This window comes from Micromonospora sp. NPDC048907 (genome assembly GCF_055586885.1).
In genome coordinates this window covers 678763-698421 of record NZ_JBVJHI010000003.1, presented here as the reverse complement: position 1 = coordinate 698421, position 19659 = coordinate 678763, and the positions used below count along the sequence as shown (strand labels likewise).

The 19659-nt window shown below is 75.7% G+C and carries 21 protein-coding genes; 14 read left to right on the top strand and 7 right to left on the bottom strand.

Translation table 11 applies throughout. The features are described 5' to 3' along the window. Positions 1-4 precede the first annotated feature (4 nt). The 12 genes from ACZ6PY_RS12785 to ACZ6PY_RS12730 all read left to right on the top strand — a co-directional run bounded on the left by ACZ6PY_RS12785 (position 5) and on the right by ACZ6PY_RS12730 (position 7169). On the top strand, positions 5-907 hold the full coding sequence (locus ACZ6PY_RS12785; protein WP_466071695.1) for a hypothetical protein: 903 nt from the start codon (positions 5-7) through the stop codon (positions 905-907). Positions 908-1058: 151 nt separating this feature from the next. Beyond that, a complete protein-coding gene (locus ACZ6PY_RS12780) occupies positions 1059-1568 on the top strand; it encodes a GNAT family N-acetyltransferase (RefSeq protein ID WP_466071693.1) in 510 nt (169 codons plus the stop codon). A gap of 290 nt (positions 1569-1858) precedes the next feature. Continuing rightward, positions 1859-2332 (top strand): hypothetical protein, encoded by a 474-nt coding sequence (locus ACZ6PY_RS12775; RefSeq protein ID WP_466071691.1) that lies wholly within the window; start codon positions 1859-1861, stop codon positions 2330-2332. Between the two features lie 2 nt (positions 2333-2334). Beyond that, positions 2335-3573, top strand: a complete 1239-nt coding sequence (locus ACZ6PY_RS12770) for an SRPBCC family protein (protein ID WP_466071689.1) — start codon at positions 2335-2337, stop codon at positions 3571-3573. 2 nt (positions 3574-3575) lie between these two features. Then, positions 3576-3995, top strand: a complete 420-nt coding sequence (gene gvpJ / locus ACZ6PY_RS12765) for a gas vesicle protein GvpJ (protein WP_466071687.1) — start codon at positions 3576-3578, stop codon at positions 3993-3995. Between the two features lies 1 nt (position 3996). Beyond that, the gene (locus ACZ6PY_RS12760; RefSeq protein WP_466071685.1) at positions 3997-4752 is read left to right on the top strand and encodes a GvpL/GvpF family gas vesicle protein; all 756 of its coding nucleotides are present in this window, start codon (positions 3997-3999) and stop codon (positions 4750-4752) included. A 3-nt stretch (positions 4753-4755) separates the two neighbouring features. Continuing rightward, positions 4756-5100, top strand: coding sequence for a gas vesicle protein GvpG (locus tag ACZ6PY_RS12755; protein ID WP_466071683.1), 345 nt, complete (start codon positions 4756-4758; stop codon positions 5098-5100). After that, complete coding sequence (locus tag ACZ6PY_RS12750) at positions 5097-5444, top strand: gas vesicle protein GvpO (protein WP_466071681.1); 348 nt, start codon at positions 5097-5099, stop codon at positions 5442-5444. Before ACZ6PY_RS12755 ends, ACZ6PY_RS12750 begins: the two co-directional genes overlap by 4 nt. 1 nt (position 5445) lies before the next feature. Then, the gene (locus ACZ6PY_RS12745) at positions 5446-5823 is read left to right on the top strand and encodes a gas vesicle protein (protein WP_091267322.1); all 378 of its coding nucleotides are present in this window, start codon (positions 5446-5448) and stop codon (positions 5821-5823) included. Further along, positions 5807-6607 (top strand): GvpL/GvpF family gas vesicle protein, encoded by an 801-nt coding sequence (locus tag ACZ6PY_RS12740; protein ID WP_466071679.1) that lies wholly within the window; start codon positions 5807-5809, stop codon positions 6605-6607. The genes ACZ6PY_RS12745 and ACZ6PY_RS12740 overlap by 17 nt, the downstream gene beginning before the upstream one ends. Beyond that, positions 6598-6819 carry a gas vesicle protein gene (locus tag ACZ6PY_RS12735; RefSeq protein WP_466071677.1) on the top strand — a complete coding sequence of 74 codons (222 nt, stop codon included), beginning with the start codon at positions 6598-6600 and terminating at the stop codon, positions 6817-6819. The genes ACZ6PY_RS12740 and ACZ6PY_RS12735 overlap by 10 nt, the downstream gene beginning before the upstream one ends. Beyond that, positions 6816-7169, top strand: coding sequence for a gas vesicle protein K (locus ACZ6PY_RS12730; protein WP_466071675.1), 354 nt, complete (start codon positions 6816-6818; stop codon positions 7167-7169). The genes ACZ6PY_RS12735 and ACZ6PY_RS12730 overlap by 4 nt, the downstream gene beginning before the upstream one ends. A gap of 12 nt (positions 7170-7181) precedes the next feature. Here ACZ6PY_RS12730 and ACZ6PY_RS12725 read toward each other — a convergent pair whose 3' ends face one another. Genes ACZ6PY_RS12725 through ACZ6PY_RS12695 form a run of 7 tightly spaced genes read right to left on the bottom strand, consistent with a single transcriptional unit; the run spans position 7182 to position 15436 of the window. Next, positions 7182-9404, bottom strand: coding sequence for an AAA family ATPase (locus ACZ6PY_RS12725; RefSeq protein WP_466071673.1), 2223 nt, complete (start codon positions 9402-9404; stop codon positions 7182-7184). A gap of 43 nt (positions 9405-9447) precedes the next feature. Beyond that, entirely contained in the window at positions 9448-9921 is a 474-nt protein-coding gene (locus tag ACZ6PY_RS12720; protein WP_466071671.1) for a hypothetical protein, read from the bottom strand. A 43-nt stretch (positions 9922-9964) separates the two neighbouring features. Further along, positions 9965-10717, bottom strand: coding sequence for a GTP-binding protein (locus ACZ6PY_RS12715; protein ID WP_466071669.1), 753 nt, complete (start codon positions 10715-10717; stop codon positions 9965-9967). Next, positions 10695-11144, bottom strand: a complete 450-nt coding sequence (locus ACZ6PY_RS12710; protein ID WP_466071667.1) for a DUF742 domain-containing protein — start codon at positions 11142-11144, stop codon at positions 10695-10697. Before ACZ6PY_RS12710 ends, ACZ6PY_RS12715 begins: the two co-directional genes overlap by 23 nt. Continuing rightward, positions 11141-11605 (bottom strand): roadblock/LC7 domain-containing protein, encoded by a 465-nt coding sequence (locus ACZ6PY_RS12705; RefSeq protein WP_262282813.1) that lies wholly within the window; start codon positions 11603-11605, stop codon positions 11141-11143. Before ACZ6PY_RS12705 ends, ACZ6PY_RS12710 begins: the two co-directional genes overlap by 4 nt. Beyond that, positions 11602-14274, bottom strand: coding sequence for a sensor histidine kinase (locus tag ACZ6PY_RS12700; RefSeq protein ID WP_466071665.1), 2673 nt, complete (start codon positions 14272-14274; stop codon positions 11602-11604). Before ACZ6PY_RS12700 ends, ACZ6PY_RS12705 begins: the two co-directional genes overlap by 4 nt. After that, on the bottom strand, positions 14261-15436 hold the full coding sequence (locus tag ACZ6PY_RS12695; RefSeq protein WP_466071663.1) for a hypothetical protein: 1176 nt from the start codon (positions 15434-15436) through the stop codon (positions 14261-14263). Before ACZ6PY_RS12695 ends, ACZ6PY_RS12700 begins: the two co-directional genes overlap by 14 nt. A 375-nt stretch (positions 15437-15811) precedes the next feature. Here ACZ6PY_RS12695 and ACZ6PY_RS12690 point away from each other — a divergent pair, with 375 nt between their 5' ends. After that, complete coding sequence (locus ACZ6PY_RS12690) at positions 15812-18682, top strand: alpha/beta fold hydrolase (protein WP_466071661.1); 2871 nt, start codon at positions 15812-15814, stop codon at positions 18680-18682. Then, positions 18682-19560, top strand: coding sequence for an ABC transporter permease (locus ACZ6PY_RS12685; RefSeq protein WP_466071659.1), 879 nt, complete (start codon positions 18682-18684; stop codon positions 19558-19560). Before ACZ6PY_RS12690 ends, ACZ6PY_RS12685 begins: the two co-directional genes overlap by 1 nt. Positions 19561-19659: the final 99 nt, after the last annotated feature.

The window sequence follows — 19659 nt, the reverse complement described above, 5'->3', positions numbered from 1 at the left end:
ACGGATGGGGGCACCAGACCGCCGGTACGCGATCGGCAGCCGGCCGGCCCGGCCGGTCGGGACGGCGCCGATGATGCGGGTACGCTCCGCCTCCGATCCGGCCCCCGGCCGGCTGGAGAACGAGGACCTGGTCTTCCGGATCGGCCCGCTGGTCGGCCTCCTCGACGGGGCGACCGTGCCGGAGGGCTTCGACACCGGCTGCGTGCACGGCCCGGCGTGGTACGTCCGGCACCTGGCCGCCCGGATCGGCCTGGCCGTCGCGGCCCGCCCCGCGGCGACGCTGATGAACAGCCTGGCGGCGGCGATCCTCGCCGTGCGGGCGGACCACGGCGGGGAGTGCGACCTGGACCACCCGGGCACCCCGTCCTCGACCGTCTGCCTCCTGCGCGAGGGCGGCGACCAGGTGGACTACCTGGTCCTCTGCGACAGCCCGCTCGTGCTCGACACCGGGGACCGGATCGAGGTGGTCTCCGACGACCGGCTGGACGCGGCGCTGGCGGACCTGCGCCGGACCGCCGCCGCCCTCCCGGACGGGGACGTCGACGCGGCGACCCGGTTCCGCCGGGCGGTGACCGTGCAGCGGACCCGGATGAACCGGACGCACGGCTACTGGGCGGCGGCCAGCGACCCGGACGCGGCGTACCACGCGGTGACCGGCACGCTGCCGCTGCGCGGGCCGGGAGCGCTGCGACGGGCCGTGCTGCTCAGCGACGGCGCCTCCTGCGCGGTCGACCAGTTCGGCCTCTTCGACTGGGCCGGCCTGCTCGACGTGACGGCGGGTGAGGGCCCGGAGGGGCTGATCGACCGGGTCCGGGCGGCCGAGCGGGACCATCCCGACCGGTTGCGCCGGCGCAAGCGCACCGACGACGCCTCGGTGGTGCTCTGCGAGTTCGCTCCGGCGGGGTGAGCACCCTCACGGTCGAAACGGGCCGGTCGGCTGACAACGCAGCGTGAGGCGGAACACCCCGGGGGTACGACCGGCCGACCCCCTCCGCCGGACCGGCAGTCCGAGTCCAAAGGGGTGGACTTGGGCCGGTACGACCGGCAGACTCCGGCTCGTGATGGGTGCGGTACGGCTGGAGCCGGTGGACGAGCGAAACCTGGAGCCGTTGCTCTCCGTAGCGGCTGCCGAGGCGGAGCCGGAAGACGTCATGCCCCCGGTCGAGGCCCCGGCCGGGTGGTCGCTGGCCCGCCGGGAGGCCTTCCGCGAGTTCCACCGGGCGAGCTTCGGCGGGCTGGACGGCCCCACCCGCACCCAGATGTACGCGATCGTGGCCGGCGGCGAGGTCGTCGGCATGGTGCGGATGACGCGCTGCGGCGAGCCGGGGACGGTGGAGACCGGGATGTGGCTGGGCCGCTCGGCGCGCGGCCAGGGGCTCGGCGCGGCGGCCCTGCGGGAACTGCTCCACGCCGCGGCGGCGGCCGGCATGCGCACCGTCGTGGCCGAGACGACACCGGACAACCACGGCGCCGTCTCGGTCCTTCGGAAATGTGGCGCCGAATTGCGCGAGAAGGACGGGAAGCTCCGCGCGGAAATGTGTCTCGATTCCGCCCTGCCGACCCATTAGTTTTTCACCCGCCTCCCCGCGAAGCTTCGACTTCTCCCTGCTCTGCTGGGCTCCTCTGACCGCTTTGCGCCTCCTCTTCCGCTCCTGAGCCGCCTATCCAATTGTGCGTCGGCACGCGCCCCGGCAATTCCGGGGAAATGTTTTGCGTATGGGGTTACGGGTACTGCCCGCCGGGTCCGCTGATACGGGACGCCGGTCGCAGGCCCTTTCCCGCTGATCCCCGGTAGCTGCTTCCCGGGCCTGCTCCACGCATGAGGTGTCCGCTTCCACCGGGGAGCGAAGGAGAACTGATGAAGAGCGGAGCACGGGTGGCGCTGGCGGTGGGCTTCGGCTACCTCCTCGGGCGCCGGAAGAAGATGCGGGCGGCCCTCACCCTGGCCGCCGCCGTGGCGGCCGGAAGGGCCAGCCAGCGGCCGGGCGGGCTGAAGCAGCTCGGCACGGACCTGATGAACGCGAACCCCCAGCTCGGTGGCCTCAGCAAGCTCGGTGCCCCGCTGGCCACCGCCGGCCGGGCCGCCGCGACCGCGGCCGCGGGCAGCGGAATCGACGCGATCAGCGGCAAGCTGCGCGGCGGCGCCGACGCGCTGCGCCGGAAGACGGCCGGTGGCCGGCCGGACGAGGGGCCGGCGGGCGACGAGCGATCGGCGGACGACCAGCGCTCGGCCGCCGACGACGAGGAGGAACTCGACGAGCAGCCCGCGGCCGGGGACGAGACCGACCGGGGCGGGCGCCCGGCCGTCGCGCGACGGCAGCGGGGGCGGTGACCATGGCAACCGGCAACCTCACGGACCGGGCCCGGGACCAGATCGGTGGCGAGCTGCGCAACCTCGCCTCGGCCATCGGCGAGCGTGCCATGCACGCGGTCACCGAGCGGATCACCGGCGCCACCGGGCGGCTCAGCGAGTACGCCAAGCAGGGCGGTGGCCCCGGCCTCGTCGCCGCCGCCACCGGCGCGCAGAAGCTCGCCGAGGGCCACTCCCCGGTCAAGGCCATGTTCCAGGCCGGCCTGGCCGGCGGTAAGGAGAAGTTGATGTCGGCGTTCGGTGGTGGCAAGGGCGGCAAGGGCGGGGGCAAGAAGCTCAAGGTCACCAACATCGTCGAGACCATCGAGGTCGGCGTGCCGGTCCGGGTCGCGTACAACCAGTGGACGCAGTTCGGCGACTTCCCGAGCTTCATGAAGAAGGTCGAGCAGGCCGACTGCGACTCCGACGAGAAGATGACCTGGAAGGCGCAGGTCTTCTGGTCGCACCGGACGTGGGAGTCGACGATCGTCCGGCAGATCCCGGACCGGCTCATCCACTGGCGGTCCAAGGGCGAGAAGGGCTCCGTCGACGGCACGGTCAGCTTCCACGAGGTCGGTCCCGAGCTGACCAGGATCCTGGTGGTGCTGGAGTACCACCCGCAGGGTCTCTTCGAGCACACCGGCAACCTGTGGCGCGCCCAGGGCCGCCGGGTCCGGCTGGAGCTGAAGCACTTCGTCCGGCACGTCATGACCCGGACCGTGCTCGACCCCGACTCGGTCGAGGGCTGGCGCGGTGAGATCGAGGACTCCCAGGTGGTCAAGGACCACGAGACCGCGCTCCGCGAGGAGCAGGAGGCCCGCCAGGAGCGGGAGGGCGAGGAGCGGCGGGGTCGCGGGGAACGGCCGGGCCGCGGTGAGCAGCGGGGCCGCGCCGAGGAGCCCGAGGAGGAGCCCGAGGAGGAGGCGGAGGAGGAGGGCCGGCCCGTCGGCCGCCGCCGGCCGTCACCGCCGCGCCGCCGTCCCAGCCGGTACGAGGAGGAGTACGCCGACTACGACGAGGGCGACGACTTCGACGACGACGAGTACGCCGAGGAACCCGAGGAGGAGGAGCCGCCGCGCCGCCGCGCCCCCGAGCGGGCGCGCCGCCCCCAGCCGCGCGAGGAGCGGGAGGCGCGACCCGAGCGGCCACGCCCCGTCCGGCGGGCTCCCGAAACACCACGACGGCCGGTGGTGCGCCGCCGGCGGGAGGAGCGTGAGGAATGACCGTGTCCACCACGACGGGACAGTCGGGCAGCGCCCTGGAACGCACCGGCGGCGGCGGAGGCACCCTCGCCGACGTCGTGGAGACCGTGCTCGACAAGGGCGTCGTGATCGACGCGCAGGTGTCGGTCGCCGTGGTCGGCATCCAGCTCCTGGAGATCAACGCTCGCGTGGTGATCGCGAGCGTCGAGACGTACCTCCGGTTCGCCGAGGCGGTCGACCGGCTGAGCATCGTGCCGAAGGACCAGAAGGGCCTGCCGGACCTGGTCGGTGACGCGGCCGGCGCGGCCACCAAGGGTCGGGCGGTCTCCGGGCTCGGCAAGGCGGCCCAGGAGATCAGCGGCGCGGTGGCCGACTCGCTCCGGGACCGCGGCTCCGAGCCGGAGCGGGAGCGGCCGCGGCGGCGCCGGGACGAGGAGCGCTGAGATGGCCCAGGAGAACGGTCTGTTCATCTACGGCATCGTGCCGTCCGACGTGGAGCCGACACCCGAGGCCGAGGGGGTCGGCTCCCCGCCCGGCGAGGTGACCGCCATCCGGCACGGTGAGCTGGCCGCGCTGGTCAGCGAGGTCGGGCTGGAGGAGCCACTGGGCCGGCCGGCGGACCTGACCGCGTACGAGCGGCTGCTGGACGGGACGGCGGTGGTGGCACCGGTGCTGCCGGTCCGGTTCGGCACGGTGGTGACCGGCGAGGACGCGGTCGAGGACCTGCTCGCCGCGCACCACGACCGGTTCGCCGCCGCCCTCGACGAGTTCGAGGACCGGCTCCAGTACACCGTGCACGGGCGCTTCGACGAGCAGGAGTTCATCGCCGGGTTCCTGGCGGAGAACGCCGCCGCCGGTGCCCTCGCCGACGAGGTGCGGGGCCGGCCGGAGATCGAGAGCCGGGAGCAGCGGATCCGGCTCGGCGAGATGATCAGTCAGGCGGTGGAGCTGCGGCGGGAGGCCGAGAACCGGGACCTCATCGACGCGGTGGGCCGGTACGCGGTGGCCGACGCGCCCCTCCCGCCCAGCAACGAGCTGGACGCCGTGCGCGTCTCCTTCCTCGTGGAGGGCGACGCCGAGGACGAGTTCGTCCGGGCCGTGGAGGACTTCGCCGAGCGGCGGCGCGACCTGATCCGGATGCGGCTGCGTGGCCCGCTGGCCCCGTACGACTTCGTCAGCGCGCACCAGCTGGTGGAGTGACCCGTGGACATCCTGTGGACGCTGCTGACCCTGCCGTACGCGCCGGTGCGCGGGCTCGCCGCGCTGGTCAAGGTGGTGGCGCGGGAGGCGGAGTCGCAGCAGTACAACCCGGTCAACATCCGGCGCGAGCTGGAGGAGCTGGACCGGGCGGCGGCGGCCGGTGACATCACCCCGGAGGAGCGGGACCGGGGGCAGCAGCAGGTGCTGGACCGGCTGACCAGGCCGGCCGCCGGCTCCGGGCGGATCCCGCCGGGGCGTAACGGCGCGCCCCGGCGGCCGGCGCCCGCCCGGCGGGAGACCGGCGGCCGCCGGGGCGAGCCGCGCCGCGGACGAGAGGGAGGGCGATGACGACACGGATCCGGGGTGACGGCGACCGCGAGCGGTGGCGGGACCGGGGCGGCCGGGCCGAGGAGCGGTATCTCGACGAGGACGACGAGGAGGCGGTCAGCGCGGCCGAGGCGGCCCGGGAGGGGCTGCGTCAGATCGTCGCGCTGACCGGCCGGGACCCGCTCGGGATCACCTCCATCCAGCCCACCGACGACGGCTGGCGGGTCGGGGTGGAGGTGGTCGAGGACCACCGCATCCCGGCGTCGACCGACCTGCTCGGCCTCTACGAGGTCGAGCTGGACATGACCGGCAGCCTGCTCGGCTACCGGCGGACGCGCCGTTACCAGCGCGGCAAGGGGGACTGAGATGACCATTGGGCGGGCTCCGTCGGTCGTGCAGAACTCCGGTCAGGTGCTGCCGGCCGGCCACGAGCCGGCGAACCTCGGCGACATCCTGGAACGGGTGCTCGACCGGGGCATCGTGATCGCCGGTGACATCCGGGTCAGCCTGCTCGACATCGAGCTGCTGACGCTGAAGCTGCGGCTGGTCATCGCCTCGGTGGACACCGCGCGGCAGATCGGCATCGACTGGTGGGAGCACGACCCGTGGCTCAGCTCCCGGGCGCGGCCGCCGGTCGAGCCGGGCCCGCGCGACCCGGAGGAGGTCGAGGCGTCCCGCCGGCCACGGGTGGCGGCCCGCGCCGAGCGGGACCCGAGGGAGGGCTGGCATGACCACGACCTCTGACCCCGCCCGGGACACCGGGACCGCGGTCTGGCTGCACGGCGTGGTCGCCGGGACGGCCACGCCCGCCGGGCTTCCCGGCATCGCCGGCACCCCGGTCCGGGCGGTGGCCGCGGCCGGCCTGGTCGCCGTGGTCAGCGACGCCCCGCTCAGCGAGTACGGCGAGGCCGCGCTGCGCCGGAACCTGGAGGACCTGGCGTGGCTGGAGCGCGCTGCCCGGGCGCACCACGCCGTGGTGGACGCGCTGTCCCGTTCCGGCGCGGTGGTGCCCGCCCGGCTCGCCACCGTCCACCGTGACGACGACCGGGTGGCCCGGGTGCTGGTCGAGCGGCACGACGAGCTGGCCGGCACGCTGGCCCGGCTCGACGGCCGCGCGGAGTTGGGCGTCAAGGGGTACGTGGTGCCCGGCGCCACCCCGCGGGTCGAGGAACCCGGCGGCGGGGGCGGGGCCGGCGCGGCGTACCTGCGGCGGCGCCGGGCCCAGCTCACCGCCCGGGAGGAGGGGCAGCGCGTCGCCGCCGACGGTGCCGCCGCCGTGCACACCGCCCTCGCCGGGTACGCGGTCGCCGCCCGCCGGCACGCCCCGCAGGACCGGCGGCTCTCCGGCGCGCCCACGGCCATGGTGCTCAACGGCGCGTACCTGGTCGACCGGGACCGCTGGGACGGCTTCGCCGGGCTGGCGCGGGAGCTGGCCGAACGGCATCCGGAGCTGCGGCTGGAGCTGACCGGCCCCTGGCCGCCCTACTCCTTCGTGGCGGAACCGGAGGCGGAGCCGGCATGGGCGTGACCGCGCTGGCGCCGAGCAGCGCCGACGACCCGCTGGCCTACCGGCCGGTGGCCCTGGTCGACCTGCTCGACCGGGTGCTCGCCACCGGTGTGGTGATCACCGGGGACATCACCCTCGCCATCGCGGACATCGACCTGGTCCGCATCTCGCTGCGCGCGCTCATCGCCTCGGTCGGCGCGCTCGCCCCGCCCGAGCCGGAGGCCACGCCGTGACCGGCCGCGACGAGGCGGCCGACCTGGCGGCGGCGCTGGGCGAGCCGGCGTGGGCGGCGCCCCGGGTCCGTCCGCTGGACCGCCGGCTCGCCGTGGACCAGGACTCCGTCGAGCGGGGGCTGGCCAGCCTGGTGCTCACCGTGATCGAGCTGCTCCGGCAGCTCATGGAACGGCAGGCGCTGCGCCGGGTCGACCTGGGCGACCTGACCGAGGAGCAGGTCGAGCGGGTCGGCGCCACGCTGATGGCGCTGGAGGAGCAGATGACCCAGCTCCGGGAGTACTTCGGTCTGGCTCCCGAGGATCTCAACCTCGACCTCGGCCCGCTCGGCCCGCTGCTGCCCACCGACTGACCCGGTCCCGGCTCACCGCCGGGTCGCGGCGTAGGCCTCCAGGTGGGCGAGCTGCACCGGGTCCAGCGAGGGCCGGACGCGGGCGCGGGCCGCCTGGACGTGCGCGGCCGTGACCGTGCTGGCCGCCAGCGACTCGCGCATCGCGGCGAGGGCCGCCTCCCGGATCAGCGCCGCGCAGTCGGCCGCGGAGAAGCCGTCCAGCTCCGCGCCGAGCGCGGAAAGGTCCACGTCGGGCGCGAGCGGGACGTGCCGGGCGGCCGCGTGCAGGATCTCGGCGCGGGCCGGGCCGTCCGGCGGCGGCACGTACACGAGGCGTTCCAGCCGGCCGGGGCGGAGCAGCGCCGGGTCGACCAGCTCGGGGCGGTTGGTCGCGCCGACCACCACCACGTTGCGCAGCGGCTCCACCCCGTCCAGCTCGGTGAGCAGGGCGGCGACCACCCGGTCGGTGGTGCCGGCGTCGCCGCCCTGGCCCCGGACCGGGGCCAGGGCGTCCACCTCGTCGAGGAACACCAGCGTGGGGGCCGCCTCGCGGGCCCGGCGGAACAGCTCGCGGACCGCGCGTTCGCTCTCACCGACCCACTTGGAGAGCAGCTCCGCGCCCTTCACCGACAGCACGTTGGCCCGGCCCGATCCGGCCAGCGCGGTGACCAGGTAGGTCTTTCCGCAACCGGGCGGCCCGTAGAGCAGCACCCCGCGCGGCGGCGTCACGCCCAGCCGGGCGAAGGTGTCCGGGTAGGTCAGCGGCCAGAGCACCGATTCGGTCAACGTCTGCCGGACCTCGTGCAGGCCACCGACGTCGTCCAGCGTCACCGAGGCCAACTCCAGGGTGGACGCGGCCATCGTGGTCGGCCGGACCACCTCGAGGGCGGCGGTGAAGTCGGCCATCGCCACGGTCGGTGTCTCCACCGCCTTCTGCCGCAGCGCGGCCCGCACCCCGGCCTCCCGGACCAGCGCGGCCAGGTCGGCGGCGACGAACCCCGGCGTACGCCCGGCCACCTCGTCCAGCCGGACGTCCTCGGCCAGCGGGACCTGCCGGGTGAGCACGGTCAGCTGCTCCCGGCGCAGCGCCGCGTCGGGCAGCGGCACGGTGATCCGCAGCGAGAGCAGGTCCGGGGCGCGCAGCGCCGGATCGACCGCCTCGGGTCGCCCGGTCGTGCAGACGACCGCCGCCCCGGACCGGACCGTCTCGGCGATCACCTGCCGGAACACCGTGGCCAGCGGACCGGGCTCGTCGGCCGGGGCGACCGCCTCCACGTCGGTCAGCAGCAGCACGGCCGGGCCGCCGTCCCGGACCGCGGCGGCGGCCTCACGCAGCCGGCGGGCGGCGGCGTCGTTGCCCAGCGCGGCCAGTTCCGGGCCCCAGAGCGGGCGGACCCGGGCGCGGACCCGGGCGGCGACCGCGCGGACCAGCGCCGACTTGCCCGAGCCGGCGGGGCCGCTGACGAGCACGCCGAGCGAGACGGTGGTGCCGAGCCGACCCAGCACCTCACGGTGGTGGAAGCCCAGGTCGAGCAGTTCGGTCAGCTCCTCGGCCTGGGCCCGCAGCCCGGGCAGCTCGTCCACGTCGGGAGCGTCCTCGGGCCCGAGCAGGCCGTCGGCCGGCGCGGAGGTGGCCGGGGTCGCCGGGCCCGCCTCGCCGGCCGGGCCGGAGCCGCGGGTGGCCGGGCCGTGCTCCCAGCCGACCACGGTGTCCATGGTGACCAGCGCGCCGGTCGCCGGCTCGGCCGCCACCACGGTGAGCAGGGTGCTGGTCCAGGCGTACCCGACGGTGGTGGCCAGGCTGCGCCGGGCGGCCTCGACCAGGCCGCGCAGCGCGGCGTCGGGGAGCACGTCCTGGGGCAGCAGCGAGACGTCGTCCCCGGCGGTGACCACCTTGCCGAGCAGGGCGAGCCGGAGCATCTCCGGGGAGACCGCGGCGACCACGCCGACCGGGCCGGCCAGGGTGAGCCGGCGCGCCGGGGCCGCCGGCAGCGGGCTCACCGTGACCTGTCCGCCGTCGCGCAGGCCCAGGTTGCCCAGCAGCAGGTCGTCGGCGTAGAGCAGGGCGCTGCTCGCGCCCGGGTCGGCCGGCGCGGCGATGCCGGCGGTCACCCGGCGGCCGGTCAGCCGCACCGGGTCGCCGGGGCGCAGCGCCAGCGCCGTCAGCACCTCGGGGTGCAGGCGGACGACGCCGCGCCGGGCGTCCAGCGCCGCCGGCCGCAGGGTCGCGGTCAGGGTCAGGTCGGGTTCCGCCACCCGCCCGACAGTAGCCGCCGGCACCCCGTCGTGCCGGCGGGCCTCAGAGCGGGCCGGTGTCCTCCAGCAGCGAGGGATCGCGCCGGATCATCTCGGCCAGCCGGGCCGCCGGGTCGGTGACCAGCCCGTCGTGCCCCGGGGCCGGCACCGTCTTCACCGACATCGGCCAGGCCGGCGGGGGCGCCGGCGCGGACGCCGCGCCGACCGTCACGTCCGGGCCGGACCAGGCGACGCGCAACGGGTACGCCTGCCCGCCCAGCTCCACCCGCAGGACGACGGCCAGCCCGGGGTGCTCCGCGACCACCCGGCGGACCGCCTCGGCCACCTCCTCGACCGGGTCCCGCCGCTCCGGCCGGTCGCCCCCACGCAACCGGTACGCGCCGTGCCCCACCCGCCCGTCCACCGGCCGGTCGCGCTCAACCTCCTCGTCCGCCTCACCGGGCAGCGGCGTCCGGCGGCGCTGCGCCTCCTCGCGCCGGGCCAGCCGGGCCAGGGTCTCGTCCAGGTCACCTCTCATCACGTCCACCCCTTCCGTGATACGGGTCGAACCGGCGGCCGGTTCAGGCCCCCTTCTCCCGGGTCGCCCGGTCCAGCGCCCGGTCCAGGACGACCAGCAGCGCGTCCCGTACGGAGAGCCGGTCCCGGGCGTCGAACTGCACCAGCGGCACGTGTTCGCCGATCGCCAGCGCCCAGCGGATCGAGGGCAGGTCGAGGGCCAGCCGGCCGTCGAAGGCGTTCACCCCCACGGCGAACGGCAGCCCGGCCCGCTCGAAGAAGTCGATCGCCGGATAGCAGTCGTCGAGCCGGGCGCTGTCGACCACCACGAGCGCGCCGAGCGCGCCCCGGGCCAGGTCGTCCCACATGAAGCCGAAGCGGGCCTGGCCGGGCGTGCCGAAGAGGTAGAGCTTGAGGCTGCGGTCGATGGTGACGCACCCGAAGTCCATGGCGACCGTGGTGGTGGTCTTGTCCGACACCGCGCCCGGGTCGTCGACGCCGATCCCGGCGGTGGTCATCTCCGCCTCGGTGGTCAGCGGGGCGATCTCGGAGATCGCGCCCACCGTCGTGGTCTTGCCCACCCCGAAGCCACCGGCGATGAGGATCTTCACCGGGATCGGTGGCCGCGGCGCGGACACCCGGCTGACCGTCGGGCCGGCCACCTCCGGCGGCCGGTACGGCGGCGGCGGAGCCGGCGTGGCGGCCCGACCGGCCGGTGGGGCGGTGGCGGGCGGGGCGGCGTACCGGGTGGCGGCGCTGTTCGCGACGGGCCCGCCCGCCGCGGCCGCCGGCCATTCAGGAGATCGCACGGAGTCCATCAATCACTCGCAGGATGAGGTCGGGGTCGAGGGCGCCGTCGGCGTCCCCGAGGTGCACGTCGAGGTGCCCGGCGGCGCGGAGGTCGCCGACGAGCACCCGGGTCACGCCGAAGTGCATCCGCGTGCGGGCGGAGATCTCGGCGACCGAGATCGGCTCCGCGCAGAGCGCCACGATCGTCGCCAGTTCCGGGGCCAGCCGGGCGATCACCGCCCACGAGCCGCTCTCCGGCCGGGCGGTCACCTGGGTCTCCAGGCCGATCGCCGGATCGCCGTCCACCCGTCCGGCGGTCAGCACGAACGGACGCGGACCGGTGGGCTCCCCGTCGCCCGCCTCCGGCCCGGGGCCGGGGGACGGCGCGCGCAGGAAGGGGCGGATCCGGGTGCCGGCCTCCGGCTCCGGGTCCTCGCCGGCCGCCTCCGGTGTCATTGCTGGACGGCGTTCTTCAGCTCGGCGATCAACCGGGGGCTCAGGGCACCGCCGGCCCGGCCGGCGAACAGCGTCATCTCGTACGCCACGGTGCCCAGGTTGGCCGAGCGGTCGGCGACCACGCCGAGCACCGAGCCGCTGCTGATCGCGCTGATCAGCAGGTAGCCCTCGGCCATGTCGACGATCACCCGGTTCAACCCGCCGAGCGCGTACCAGCTGGCCGCGCCTCCGGCGAGGCTGGTCATGCCGGAGACGACGGCGGCCAGCCGCTCCGCGTTGGACCGGTCCTTGATGGCGGACATGGCCATCAGCAGTCCGTCCGAGGAGACCGCGATCGCCTCCATCACCCCGGCCGTGCTGGAGGTGAACGAGTCGAGCAGCCAGTTGAAGGTGCGCGCCTCGGGGCTGAGGCCGCCGGCGGTGGTCTGGTCGGCGTTGTCGTGCAGGAACGGGCTGGTCACCGTGATGCGTCCTCTTCGTAGCGGCGGTCTGGACCGACTTCGCGCAGAGCACGGGCGACGCCCGCCTCGAAGTCGGTGATGAGGTCGCGGACCTCGGCCGGGTCCCCCGGCGGCGGGCTTGCCGGCGGGGTGGTCTGGGCCGGGGACCCGGCCAGGTTCGCCCCGGGCACCCGCCGGCTGAGCCGGGGCCGGCCGGGGGTGGGCACGGTGGGAGCGGCGTCGTCCTCGGCCCGGCGTACGCCGTCCTGGAACGCCTCGACCAGGGCCCGGACCGTGGCCGGGTCGGCGGTGCCGGCGGTGGCGGCGGCGACCGGGCCCGGCGCCGGCTCGGCGGGCGGCAGGGTCGCCCCGGGTACCCGCTGCCGGATCAGCGGCTGGGACCAGGCCGGCCCGGCGGGCGGGGGCGCGAGGGCCGGCCCGGCGGGCGGCGGGCCGGTCGCCGGCCCGGCGGCCGGGGGAGCGGCCGGTGCCGGGCCGACGACCGGGGTCGGCGGGTCCGGGGTGCCGGGACCGGGGGTCGCCGGCACCGGGGTGGCGGGTGCCACGAGGGGCGGCCAGGTGGTCGGCGGCCCGCCGGCGGACGTACCGGCAGTGCCGGGGCCGGCGACCGTGCCGAGGTCGGCGATCGGGTGCGGGTCGGCGGCCGGGTGGCCGAAGGCGTTCCAGGACTCACCGGCCTCGATGCTGCGGGTGGCCCGGCTCAGCAGCGCCACGTCGAAGCCGGCCGGCTCGTCGGTGGCCGGGATCCGGACGGGCTCGGGCAGCGCGGGCCGCTCCCGGGACGGCACCGAGGCCCGCGCCACCGCCGCGCCGGCCCGCTCGGGACGGCGGACCACCAGCAGGGCGGCCGGGATGTCCAGGTGGGCCGTCACCCCGCCACCGGCGGTCGCGGCCAGCCGGACGCTCCAGCCGTGCCGGCGGGCCAGCCGGCCCACCACGAAGAGCCCGAGCACCTCGGTCGGAGCCAGGTCGAGCCGCTCCCGGCGGGTGAGCCGCGCGTTCTCGGCGGCGAGGCGCTCCTCGGTCATGCCGATGCCCCGGTCGACCACGATGAGCCGGGCGCCGTCGTCGGTCTGCTCGCCGGCCACCAGCACCCGGGTGTGCGGCGGGGAGAAGGCCGTGGCGTTCTCCATCAGCTCGGCCAGCGCGAGCACCAGGTCACCGGCGGTCGCGGGCCCCGCCGACACCCCGGACGGGACCTGCACGTCCACCCGGGTGTAGTCCTCGATCTCACCGAGCGCGAGCCGGACCAGGTCGGCCAGCGGGACCGGCGCGACGTGCCCGTCCGACCCGGTCGCGCCGGAGAGCACCACGAGGCTGCCGGCGTTGCGGCGCAGCCGGCTGGAGATGTGGTCGAGGCGGTACAGGTGTTCCAGCCGCCCCGGATCGGTCTCCTGCCGCTCCAGCCGGTCGATGAGGGCGATCTGCCGGCCGACCAGGTTCTGCGTACGCCGGCCGACGTGGCCGAACATCTGCGCCACGTTGCGCCGGCCGGCCACCTGCCGCTCGACCAGCCGCGCGGCGGTGCGCTGCACCCGCTCGAACGCCCGGGCCAGGTCGCCGATCTCGTCCCGGGACCCGATGTCGATCGGGTCGAGGCGGACCGGTGCCACCGTCTCGGACTCGTCGTCGACCACCCGGGTCAGCTCGGCCTCGGCGACCCGGGCGACCCGGTCGGCGGAGCGGGTGAGCCGGGTCAGCGGCCGGGCCACCGTCCGGGCCACCGCCATGCCGAGCAGCACCACGCTCAGCAGGATCAGGGCGGCCGCCGCGCTCACCAGCCAGGCGGCGGCGAGCGCGTCCCGGTGTTCCCTGCGGGTCTCGGCGATGACGTCCGCGACGATCTTCTTCTCCACGAACTGGCCGAGGGTGATCATCGAGCGGACCGAGGGGAACAGCGCGTCGACGGGCACCGCCGCGATCGCCGTGACCGGGTCCCTGATGCTGTCCACCAGGAAGGTCGGGCTGGTGCGCGCGGCGACCGCCGCGTCGTCCAGCATGGCGAGCCGGTACTGCTCCGGCGTGATCAGGCTGCGGAACCGCTGGTTGTCGACCATGAGGCCGGCCATGCAGGCGATGTACGAGCCCGCCACCTTCGGGTCACCCGTCGTCTTGACCAGCACGATCAGCGTGGCACAGGCGCCCAGTCCCTCGTCGGCGCGCAGCAGCGCGTCCAGTGCCAGCACCTGCCGCCCCGCCGAGGTGCCGGTGTCCACCTGGAACGGCAGCCGCAGCGACTCGATCAACGCCATGTCGACGGTGCGGAACGCGCTCATGATCCCGTCCGGGGTGGCCGTGCCGGCGAGCACGGAGGTCCGCAGGTCGCCCAGCGTGCGTACCCCGTCGAGAGCCGCCCGGACCGGCGCCGGCAGCGACTCGGCCCGCAGGTCGGCGACCCGGTCGTCCACCGTGGCGGATTTCTGGATCAGCTCGGTGCGGGTCACCCGGCCGAGCAGCGACCCCACCGAGAGCAGCCGTTCCTGCTGAAGGTCCTGCACGAGGCTGCCGATGCGGCTGGCCACCCGGACGGTGTCGGCGGTGTCGGCGGCCCGCTGGGCGGCGGCGACCCGGTCGAGGACCACAGGCACGGCCAGCCCGACCATGCTGAGCAGCGGGATGATCACCAGCAGGGCGAGCCTGCCCCGGATCCGGAGCCTACCGAGCAGCATCGAACGGCCTCCACCGCTCGGAGTCGCCGCGTCCGCCGCCGACGGGCAGGAGGTCGCCGTTCCCGGGGGACGCCGGCGGGTCGGGGTGGAGGGTGACCGGCGGCGGGCCGGCCTCGGCGGGCTCGCGGTCCGCCTCGGCGGCCCGGCGGCGGGCGCGCCGCAGCGCGGAGAGCAGCACCCCGGCCAGCACGGCGAGCAGCACCCCGGCCGCCGCGACGGCGCCCCGGGCCAGCCAGCGGTCCCGGTCGAGCCGGTCGAGCCGTTCCGCCAGCAGCGCGTCGAGCTGGTCGAGGATGACCTGCCGGAGCTGGGTGGCGGCCGACTGCGCCCCGCGCCGCGCGGCGCCGAGCTGGACCGGGTCGGGCCCGGCCGCTCCGGCCGGCGCCGAGAACGCGGCGAGCGCCTCCACCGAGCGCTGGTAGGTGTCGAGCGGGGTGAGCACGGTCGGGCCGAGGTCGGTGCTCTCCGAGCTGCCCACGGCCGCCCGGAGGTCCTCCACCAGGTCGGTGCCGGGCCCGAGCGCGGCGACCCGGAGCTCGGCCAGCTCGGCGACGGTCTTCGGGCGGTCCGCCGCGGGCCGGCTCGGGGCGAGGGTGGCCACGTCGGCGAGGCGGCCGGCGGCGACCATGGCCGCGGGCAGGTCGGCGCCGACGGCGTCCTGCACGAAGAACGAGTCGGAGCGGGGGTCGCGGATCAGGCCGGAGGCCTCCCGGACCTTCCGGTGCAGGGCCAGCAGCAGGTCGGCGACCTCGCCGTACGCCTGGAGGGCCGCCTCCGGGTCGGCGAGCCCGCGCTCCGGCAGTGCCTCCAGCTTGGCCCGTACCCCCGCCCAGCGTTCCCGGGTGCGGAGCGTGTCACCGACCGCGCCGTCCACCTCCGCCGCCTGCTCGACGGCGGCGGTGAGCGCCGCCCGGGAGACCGGCCGGCCGGCGACCGCCGTGGTCTGCGCGTCGATCAGCGCGTCGGTGACCGGCCCGAGCGCGCGCAGGTAGCGGACGCCGAGCCGTTCGCGCGCGGCCAGGTCGTGGTCGTCCCCGGTGTGCCCGTCGGCCTGGGCGAAGAGCAGCCCGAGCGGGGCCAGCAGCGCCAGCACGAGCAGCAGGGGCACGGTGCGGCCCGGTACGGAGGGTCGCCGGCGGGTCCGCGGCGCGGGGACGGTCATGGTCTGTCTCCTCCGGCGACGGCGGGGGACGGTCCGGAGCCGGGAGGTCGCCGTACGCAGTCCCGTGCACCGGACCGGAAAATTAGTCGAACCGGGCGGGGGCGGGAGCGTGCTCCGCGAGTCGGCTTCACGTCACTTCGGGTCGCGTCACGTCCGGTTGACCTTGCACCTACGGAGCGTCCGATATGGGCGGGAGGAAGGTGGCATCGGCGGCATTTGCGAGCGTAGATGTGAATTCACGGGATCAGAATTCATCCCGCTGGGACGCTCTGGACCTTCCTCGGTCGACGGGACCCGGACAACGAACGGTGCAACCGGACGGACGTACGGCGGATCTCAGGGAATGCTCAGCCGGCGGGCCGTACCGTGTGCCGCATGAGATCACCGCTGCCTGTCGCGCGGATCCGACGCGCCCTGGCCGGCCGCCCGCGCCGGCTCGTCGCCGCGGTGGTGGTGGTCGTCCTGGTCGCCGCCGCCCTGGTCTGGGCGGCACGCCCGGACCGCCCCGGCTTCCGCACCGAGTCGGCCCTGGTGACCGTCCGTTCCGGACCGGCCGGCGACCAGCCGGTCGACCTCGACACCACGCTCTACCTGCCGGACGACGCCTCGGCCCGGCACCGCGTGCCGGCGGTCCTGCTGGCACACGGCTTCGGCGGCACCAAGGAGTCGGTCCGCTCCGACGCGGAGGACCTGGCCGCCCGGGGTTACGCGGTGCTCACCTGGACGGCCCGCGGCTTCGGGCGCAGCGGCGGCGAGATCCACCTGGACAGCCCCGACTACGAGGTACGCGACGCACAGCGCCTGCTGGACCGGCTCGCCGCCCGCCCGGACGTCCGCCTCGACGCGGCCGGGGACCCCCGGGTCGGCGTGGTCGGCGGCTCGTACGGCGGTGGCCTGGCCCTGCTCCTGGCCGCGCAGGACCGCCGGGTCGACGCGATCGTTCCGATGATCACCTGGAACGACCTGTCCCGCGCCTTCCTGCCCGAGAGCACCGGCAAGGCACCCACCGAGGGCGTGTTCAAGAAGGGCTGGGCCGGCATCTTCTTCGGCGGCGGCGGCAACGCCGGCTCCGGCCCGGCCGGTCTCTCCGGCACCGGAGCGGCCCAGCCGGAGGGCGCCCCGGCGTCGGCCGGCGCGCCCAGCCCGCAGCCCGGCGCCGGTCCGGGCGCCGGGCCGGGTCGCGCCCCGGCCGGCGCCGCCGACCCGTCCTGCGGCCGGTTCGCCGCCGACGTCTGCGCCGCGTACCTGCGGATCGCCACCACCGGTCGGGCCGACGCCCAGGCGGTCGACCTGCTGCGCCGCTCCTCCCCGGCCGGGGTGCTCGACCGCATCGCGGCACCCACGCTGCTGGTGCAGGGCGAGGCGGACAGCCTCTTCCCGCTCACCGAGGCCGACGCCAACGCCCGGGGCATCGCCGCGGCCGGCACCCCGGTGCGGGTCGCCTGGTTCACCGGCGGCCACGACGGCGGCGCGGGACCGACCTCCGACTCCGACCGGGTGAAGTTCCTGACCGCGCAGTGGCTCGACCACTACGTCAAGGGCGACGGCGAGGCGCCCGGCGACAGCTTCACCTTCTCCCGGATCGCCGGGTTCGACGCGCTCGACCGGGGCCTGGTGGCCACCGGCTTCCGCACCGCCGACTACCCGGGCGTGACCGGGCAGGGCCGACGCGAGGTGACCCTGGCCGGGCCGGCACAGCCCGTCGCCAACCCGCCCAACGGCAACCCGGCGGCGATCTCGTCGGTGCCGTTCGCCGGGGCGCTCGGCTCGCTGCTGGACGGGGTGGCCGGCGACATCCCCGGCCAGCACGCCCGGTTCGAGTCCGCGCCGCTGGCCGACCCGGTCGACGTGGTCGGAGCGCCGACCGTGCGCATCCGGGCCGCCTCCGCGACCGGCGAGGCGGTGCTCTTCGTGAAGCTCTACGACGTCGACCCGCAGGGCGCGGCCACGCTGCCGGACGGACTGGTCGCGCCGGTCCGGTTGACCGGCCTGCCGGCGACCGTCGAGCAGGCCCGGCCGGTCACGGTCACCCTGCCGGCGATCGTCCGGCGGGTCGAGGCCGGCCACCGGCTGCGGGTCGTGGTGGCCACCTCCGACCAGGCGTACGCCACCCCGCCCGAGCCGGCCGTGTACACCGTGGCGCCCGGCGACGGCCCGCTGGTGCTGCCCACTGTCGACGCCACGCCCATCCCCACCACCGCCACGGTCTGGCGCTGGGTGCTGGCCGGCCTGCTCGCCGCGATCGCGGTCGGGCTCGCCGTGGTCGTCCTGCTCGCCCGCCGCCGGCACCGCCGCCAGGACAGCTCCGTCCACCCGACGTACGCGGGGGTCCCGCTCGCCGTCCGCAACCTGCGCAAGGAGTACGCGGACGGGTTCGTCGCCGTCTCCGACGTGGACTTCGAGGTGCACCCGGGCCAGGTCGTCGGCCTGCTCGGCCCGAACGGCGCCGGCAAGACCACCACGCTGCGGGTGCTCATGGGGCTGACCCAGCCCACCGCCGGCGAGATCTACGTCTTCGGGCACCGGCTGGTGCCCGGCTCGCCGGTGCTCTCGCGGATCGGCGCGCTGGTCGAGGGGCCGGGCTTCCTGCCGCACCTGTCCGGCCTGGAGAACCTGCGGGCGTACTGGCGGGCGACCGGCCGGCCGTGGGCGGACGCGCACTTCGACGAGGCGTTGGAGATCGCCGGGTTGGGCGACTCGGTGCACCGGCGGACGAAGAACTACAGCCACGGCATGCGCCAGCGGCTGGCCATCGCGCAGGCCATGCTGGGCCTGCCCGAACTGCTGGTGCTCGACGAGCCGACGGACGGGCTCGATCCGCCGCAGATCGCCGAGATGCGCCGGGTGCTCCAGCGCTACGCCACCGACGGCCGGGCGGTGCTGGTCTCCAGCCACCTGCTCGCCGAGGTGGAGCAGACCTGCACGCACGCCGTGGTGGTGAACAAGGGGCGGATCGTGGCGTCCGGCCCGGTCGAGGAGATCGTCGGGGAGTCGCCGAGCGTGCTGTTCGACGTGAGCGACCCGGACGCGGCGCGCGGCGTGCTCGACCGGCTGGCCGGCGTACGGGTGCTGCCCGACGGCGACGGCGGGCTGGTGGTGGACACCAACGGCACCGCTCGCAGCGAGGTGGTGGCCGAGCTGGTCCGGGCCGGCATCGGAGTGGACCGGGTGGTGCCCCGGCGGCGCCTGGAGGACGCGTTCCTCGCTCTGGTGGGCGAGAACTCTCGGGGAAGCGGGGACCGGTGATGGCTCAGTCGTCTTCTGTCGGACCGGTCGGTGCGGCCGTCGGTTACCGGCCGTCGGCCACGCTGCCGTTCCTGGCGGAGTTCCGCCGGCAGGCGTCGCGGCGGCGTACCCAGCTCGCGCTCGGGTTCATGGTGCTGCTGCCGCTGATCATCCTGGTCGCGTTCCAGTTCGACTCGGGCGGTGACGACGACAACGGGCGGGGCGAGTTCGCCAGCCTGGTCGACCTGGCCACCTCGGGCGGCCTGAACTTCACCCTCTTCTCGATCTTCGTCTCGTCGTCCTTCCTGCTGGTCGTCGTGGTGGCGCTGTTCTGCGGTGACACGGTGGCGAGCGAGGCGAGCTGGGGCAGCCTGCGCTACCTGCTGGCCATTCCGGTGCCCCGGGCCCGGCTGCTCACGGTGAAGCTGGTGGTCGCGCTCGTGTACTCGGCGCTGGCGCTGGTGCTGCTCGCCGGCACGGCCCTGCTCGCCGGCACCCTCCGGTACGGCTGGTCGCCGCTGCGCAGCCAGGTCGCCGCCGAGCTGGCCCCGGGCGAGGGCCTGGTCCGCCTGCTCGGCGTGCTCGGCTACCTGGCGGTGGTCCTGCTGGTGGTGGCCGGCCTGGCGTTCCTGCTCTCGGTGACCACGGACGCCGCGCTCGGCGCCGTCGGCGGTGCGGTGCTGCTCTGGATCCTCTCCAGCATCCTGGACCAGATCACCGCGCTGGGCGGGCTGCGGGCGTTCCTGCCCACCCACTACAGCAGCGCCTGGCTCGGGCTGCTGTCCACGCCGGTGCAGACCGACGACGTGGTACGCGGCACCATCTCGGCGGTCGCCTACGCCACCCTCTTCTGGGGTCTGGCCTTCTGGCGGTTCACCCGCAAGGACGTCACGAGCTGATCCGCCGGGATACCATGGGAGCGTTCCCAAAAAGTCTTCCCAAACCTGAGGAATCAGTAACTGTCGATGCCGGGGTGCCTCATGCTGGGGATATCCATC

Coding starts and splice junctions, on each gene's coding strand:
- ACZ6PY_RS12785 (WP_466071695.1), top strand. CDS start 5: ATGGGGGCACCAGACCGCCGGTACGCGATCGGCAGCCGGCCGGCCCGG.
- ACZ6PY_RS12775 (WP_466071691.1), top strand. CDS start 1,859: ATGAAGAGCGGAGCACGGGTGGCGCTGGCGGTGGGCTTCGGCTACCTC.
- ACZ6PY_RS12770 (WP_466071689.1), top strand. CDS start 2,335: ATGGCAACCGGCAACCTCACGGACCGGGCCCGGGACCAGATCGGTGGC.
- ACZ6PY_RS12760 (WP_466071685.1), top strand. CDS start 3,997: ATGGCCCAGGAGAACGGTCTGTTCATCTACGGCATCGTGCCGTCCGAC.
- ACZ6PY_RS12750 (WP_466071681.1), top strand. CDS start 5,097: ATGACGACACGGATCCGGGGTGACGGCGACCGCGAGCGGTGGCGGGAC.
- ACZ6PY_RS12745 (WP_091267322.1), top strand. CDS start 5,446: ATGACCATTGGGCGGGCTCCGTCGGTCGTGCAGAACTCCGGTCAGGTG.
- ACZ6PY_RS12740 (WP_466071679.1), top strand. CDS start 5,807: ATGACCACGACCTCTGACCCCGCCCGGGACACCGGGACCGCGGTCTGG.
- ACZ6PY_RS12735 (WP_466071677.1), top strand. CDS start 6,598: ATGGGCGTGACCGCGCTGGCGCCGAGCAGCGCCGACGACCCGCTGGCC.
- ACZ6PY_RS12720 (WP_466071671.1), bottom strand. CDS start 9,921: ATGAGAGGTGACCTGGACGAGACCCTGGCCCGGCTGGCCCGGCGCGAG.
- ACZ6PY_RS12715 (WP_466071669.1), bottom strand. CDS start 10,717: ATGGACTCCGTGCGATCTCCTGAATGGCCGGCGGCCGCGGCGGGCGGG.
- ACZ6PY_RS12710 (WP_466071667.1), bottom strand. CDS start 11,144: ATGACACCGGAGGCGGCCGGCGAGGACCCGGAGCCGGAGGCCGGCACC.
- ACZ6PY_RS12700 (WP_466071665.1), bottom strand. CDS start 14,274: ATGCTGCTCGGTAGGCTCCGGATCCGGGGCAGGCTCGCCCTGCTGGTG.
- ACZ6PY_RS12695 (WP_466071663.1), bottom strand. CDS start 15,436: ATGACCGTCCCCGCGCCGCGGACCCGCCGGCGACCCTCCGTACCGGGC.
- ACZ6PY_RS12690 (WP_466071661.1), top strand. CDS start 15,812: ATGAGATCACCGCTGCCTGTCGCGCGGATCCGACGCGCCCTGGCCGGC.
- ACZ6PY_RS12685 (WP_466071659.1), top strand. CDS start 18,682: ATGGCTCAGTCGTCTTCTGTCGGACCGGTCGGTGCGGCCGTCGGTTAC.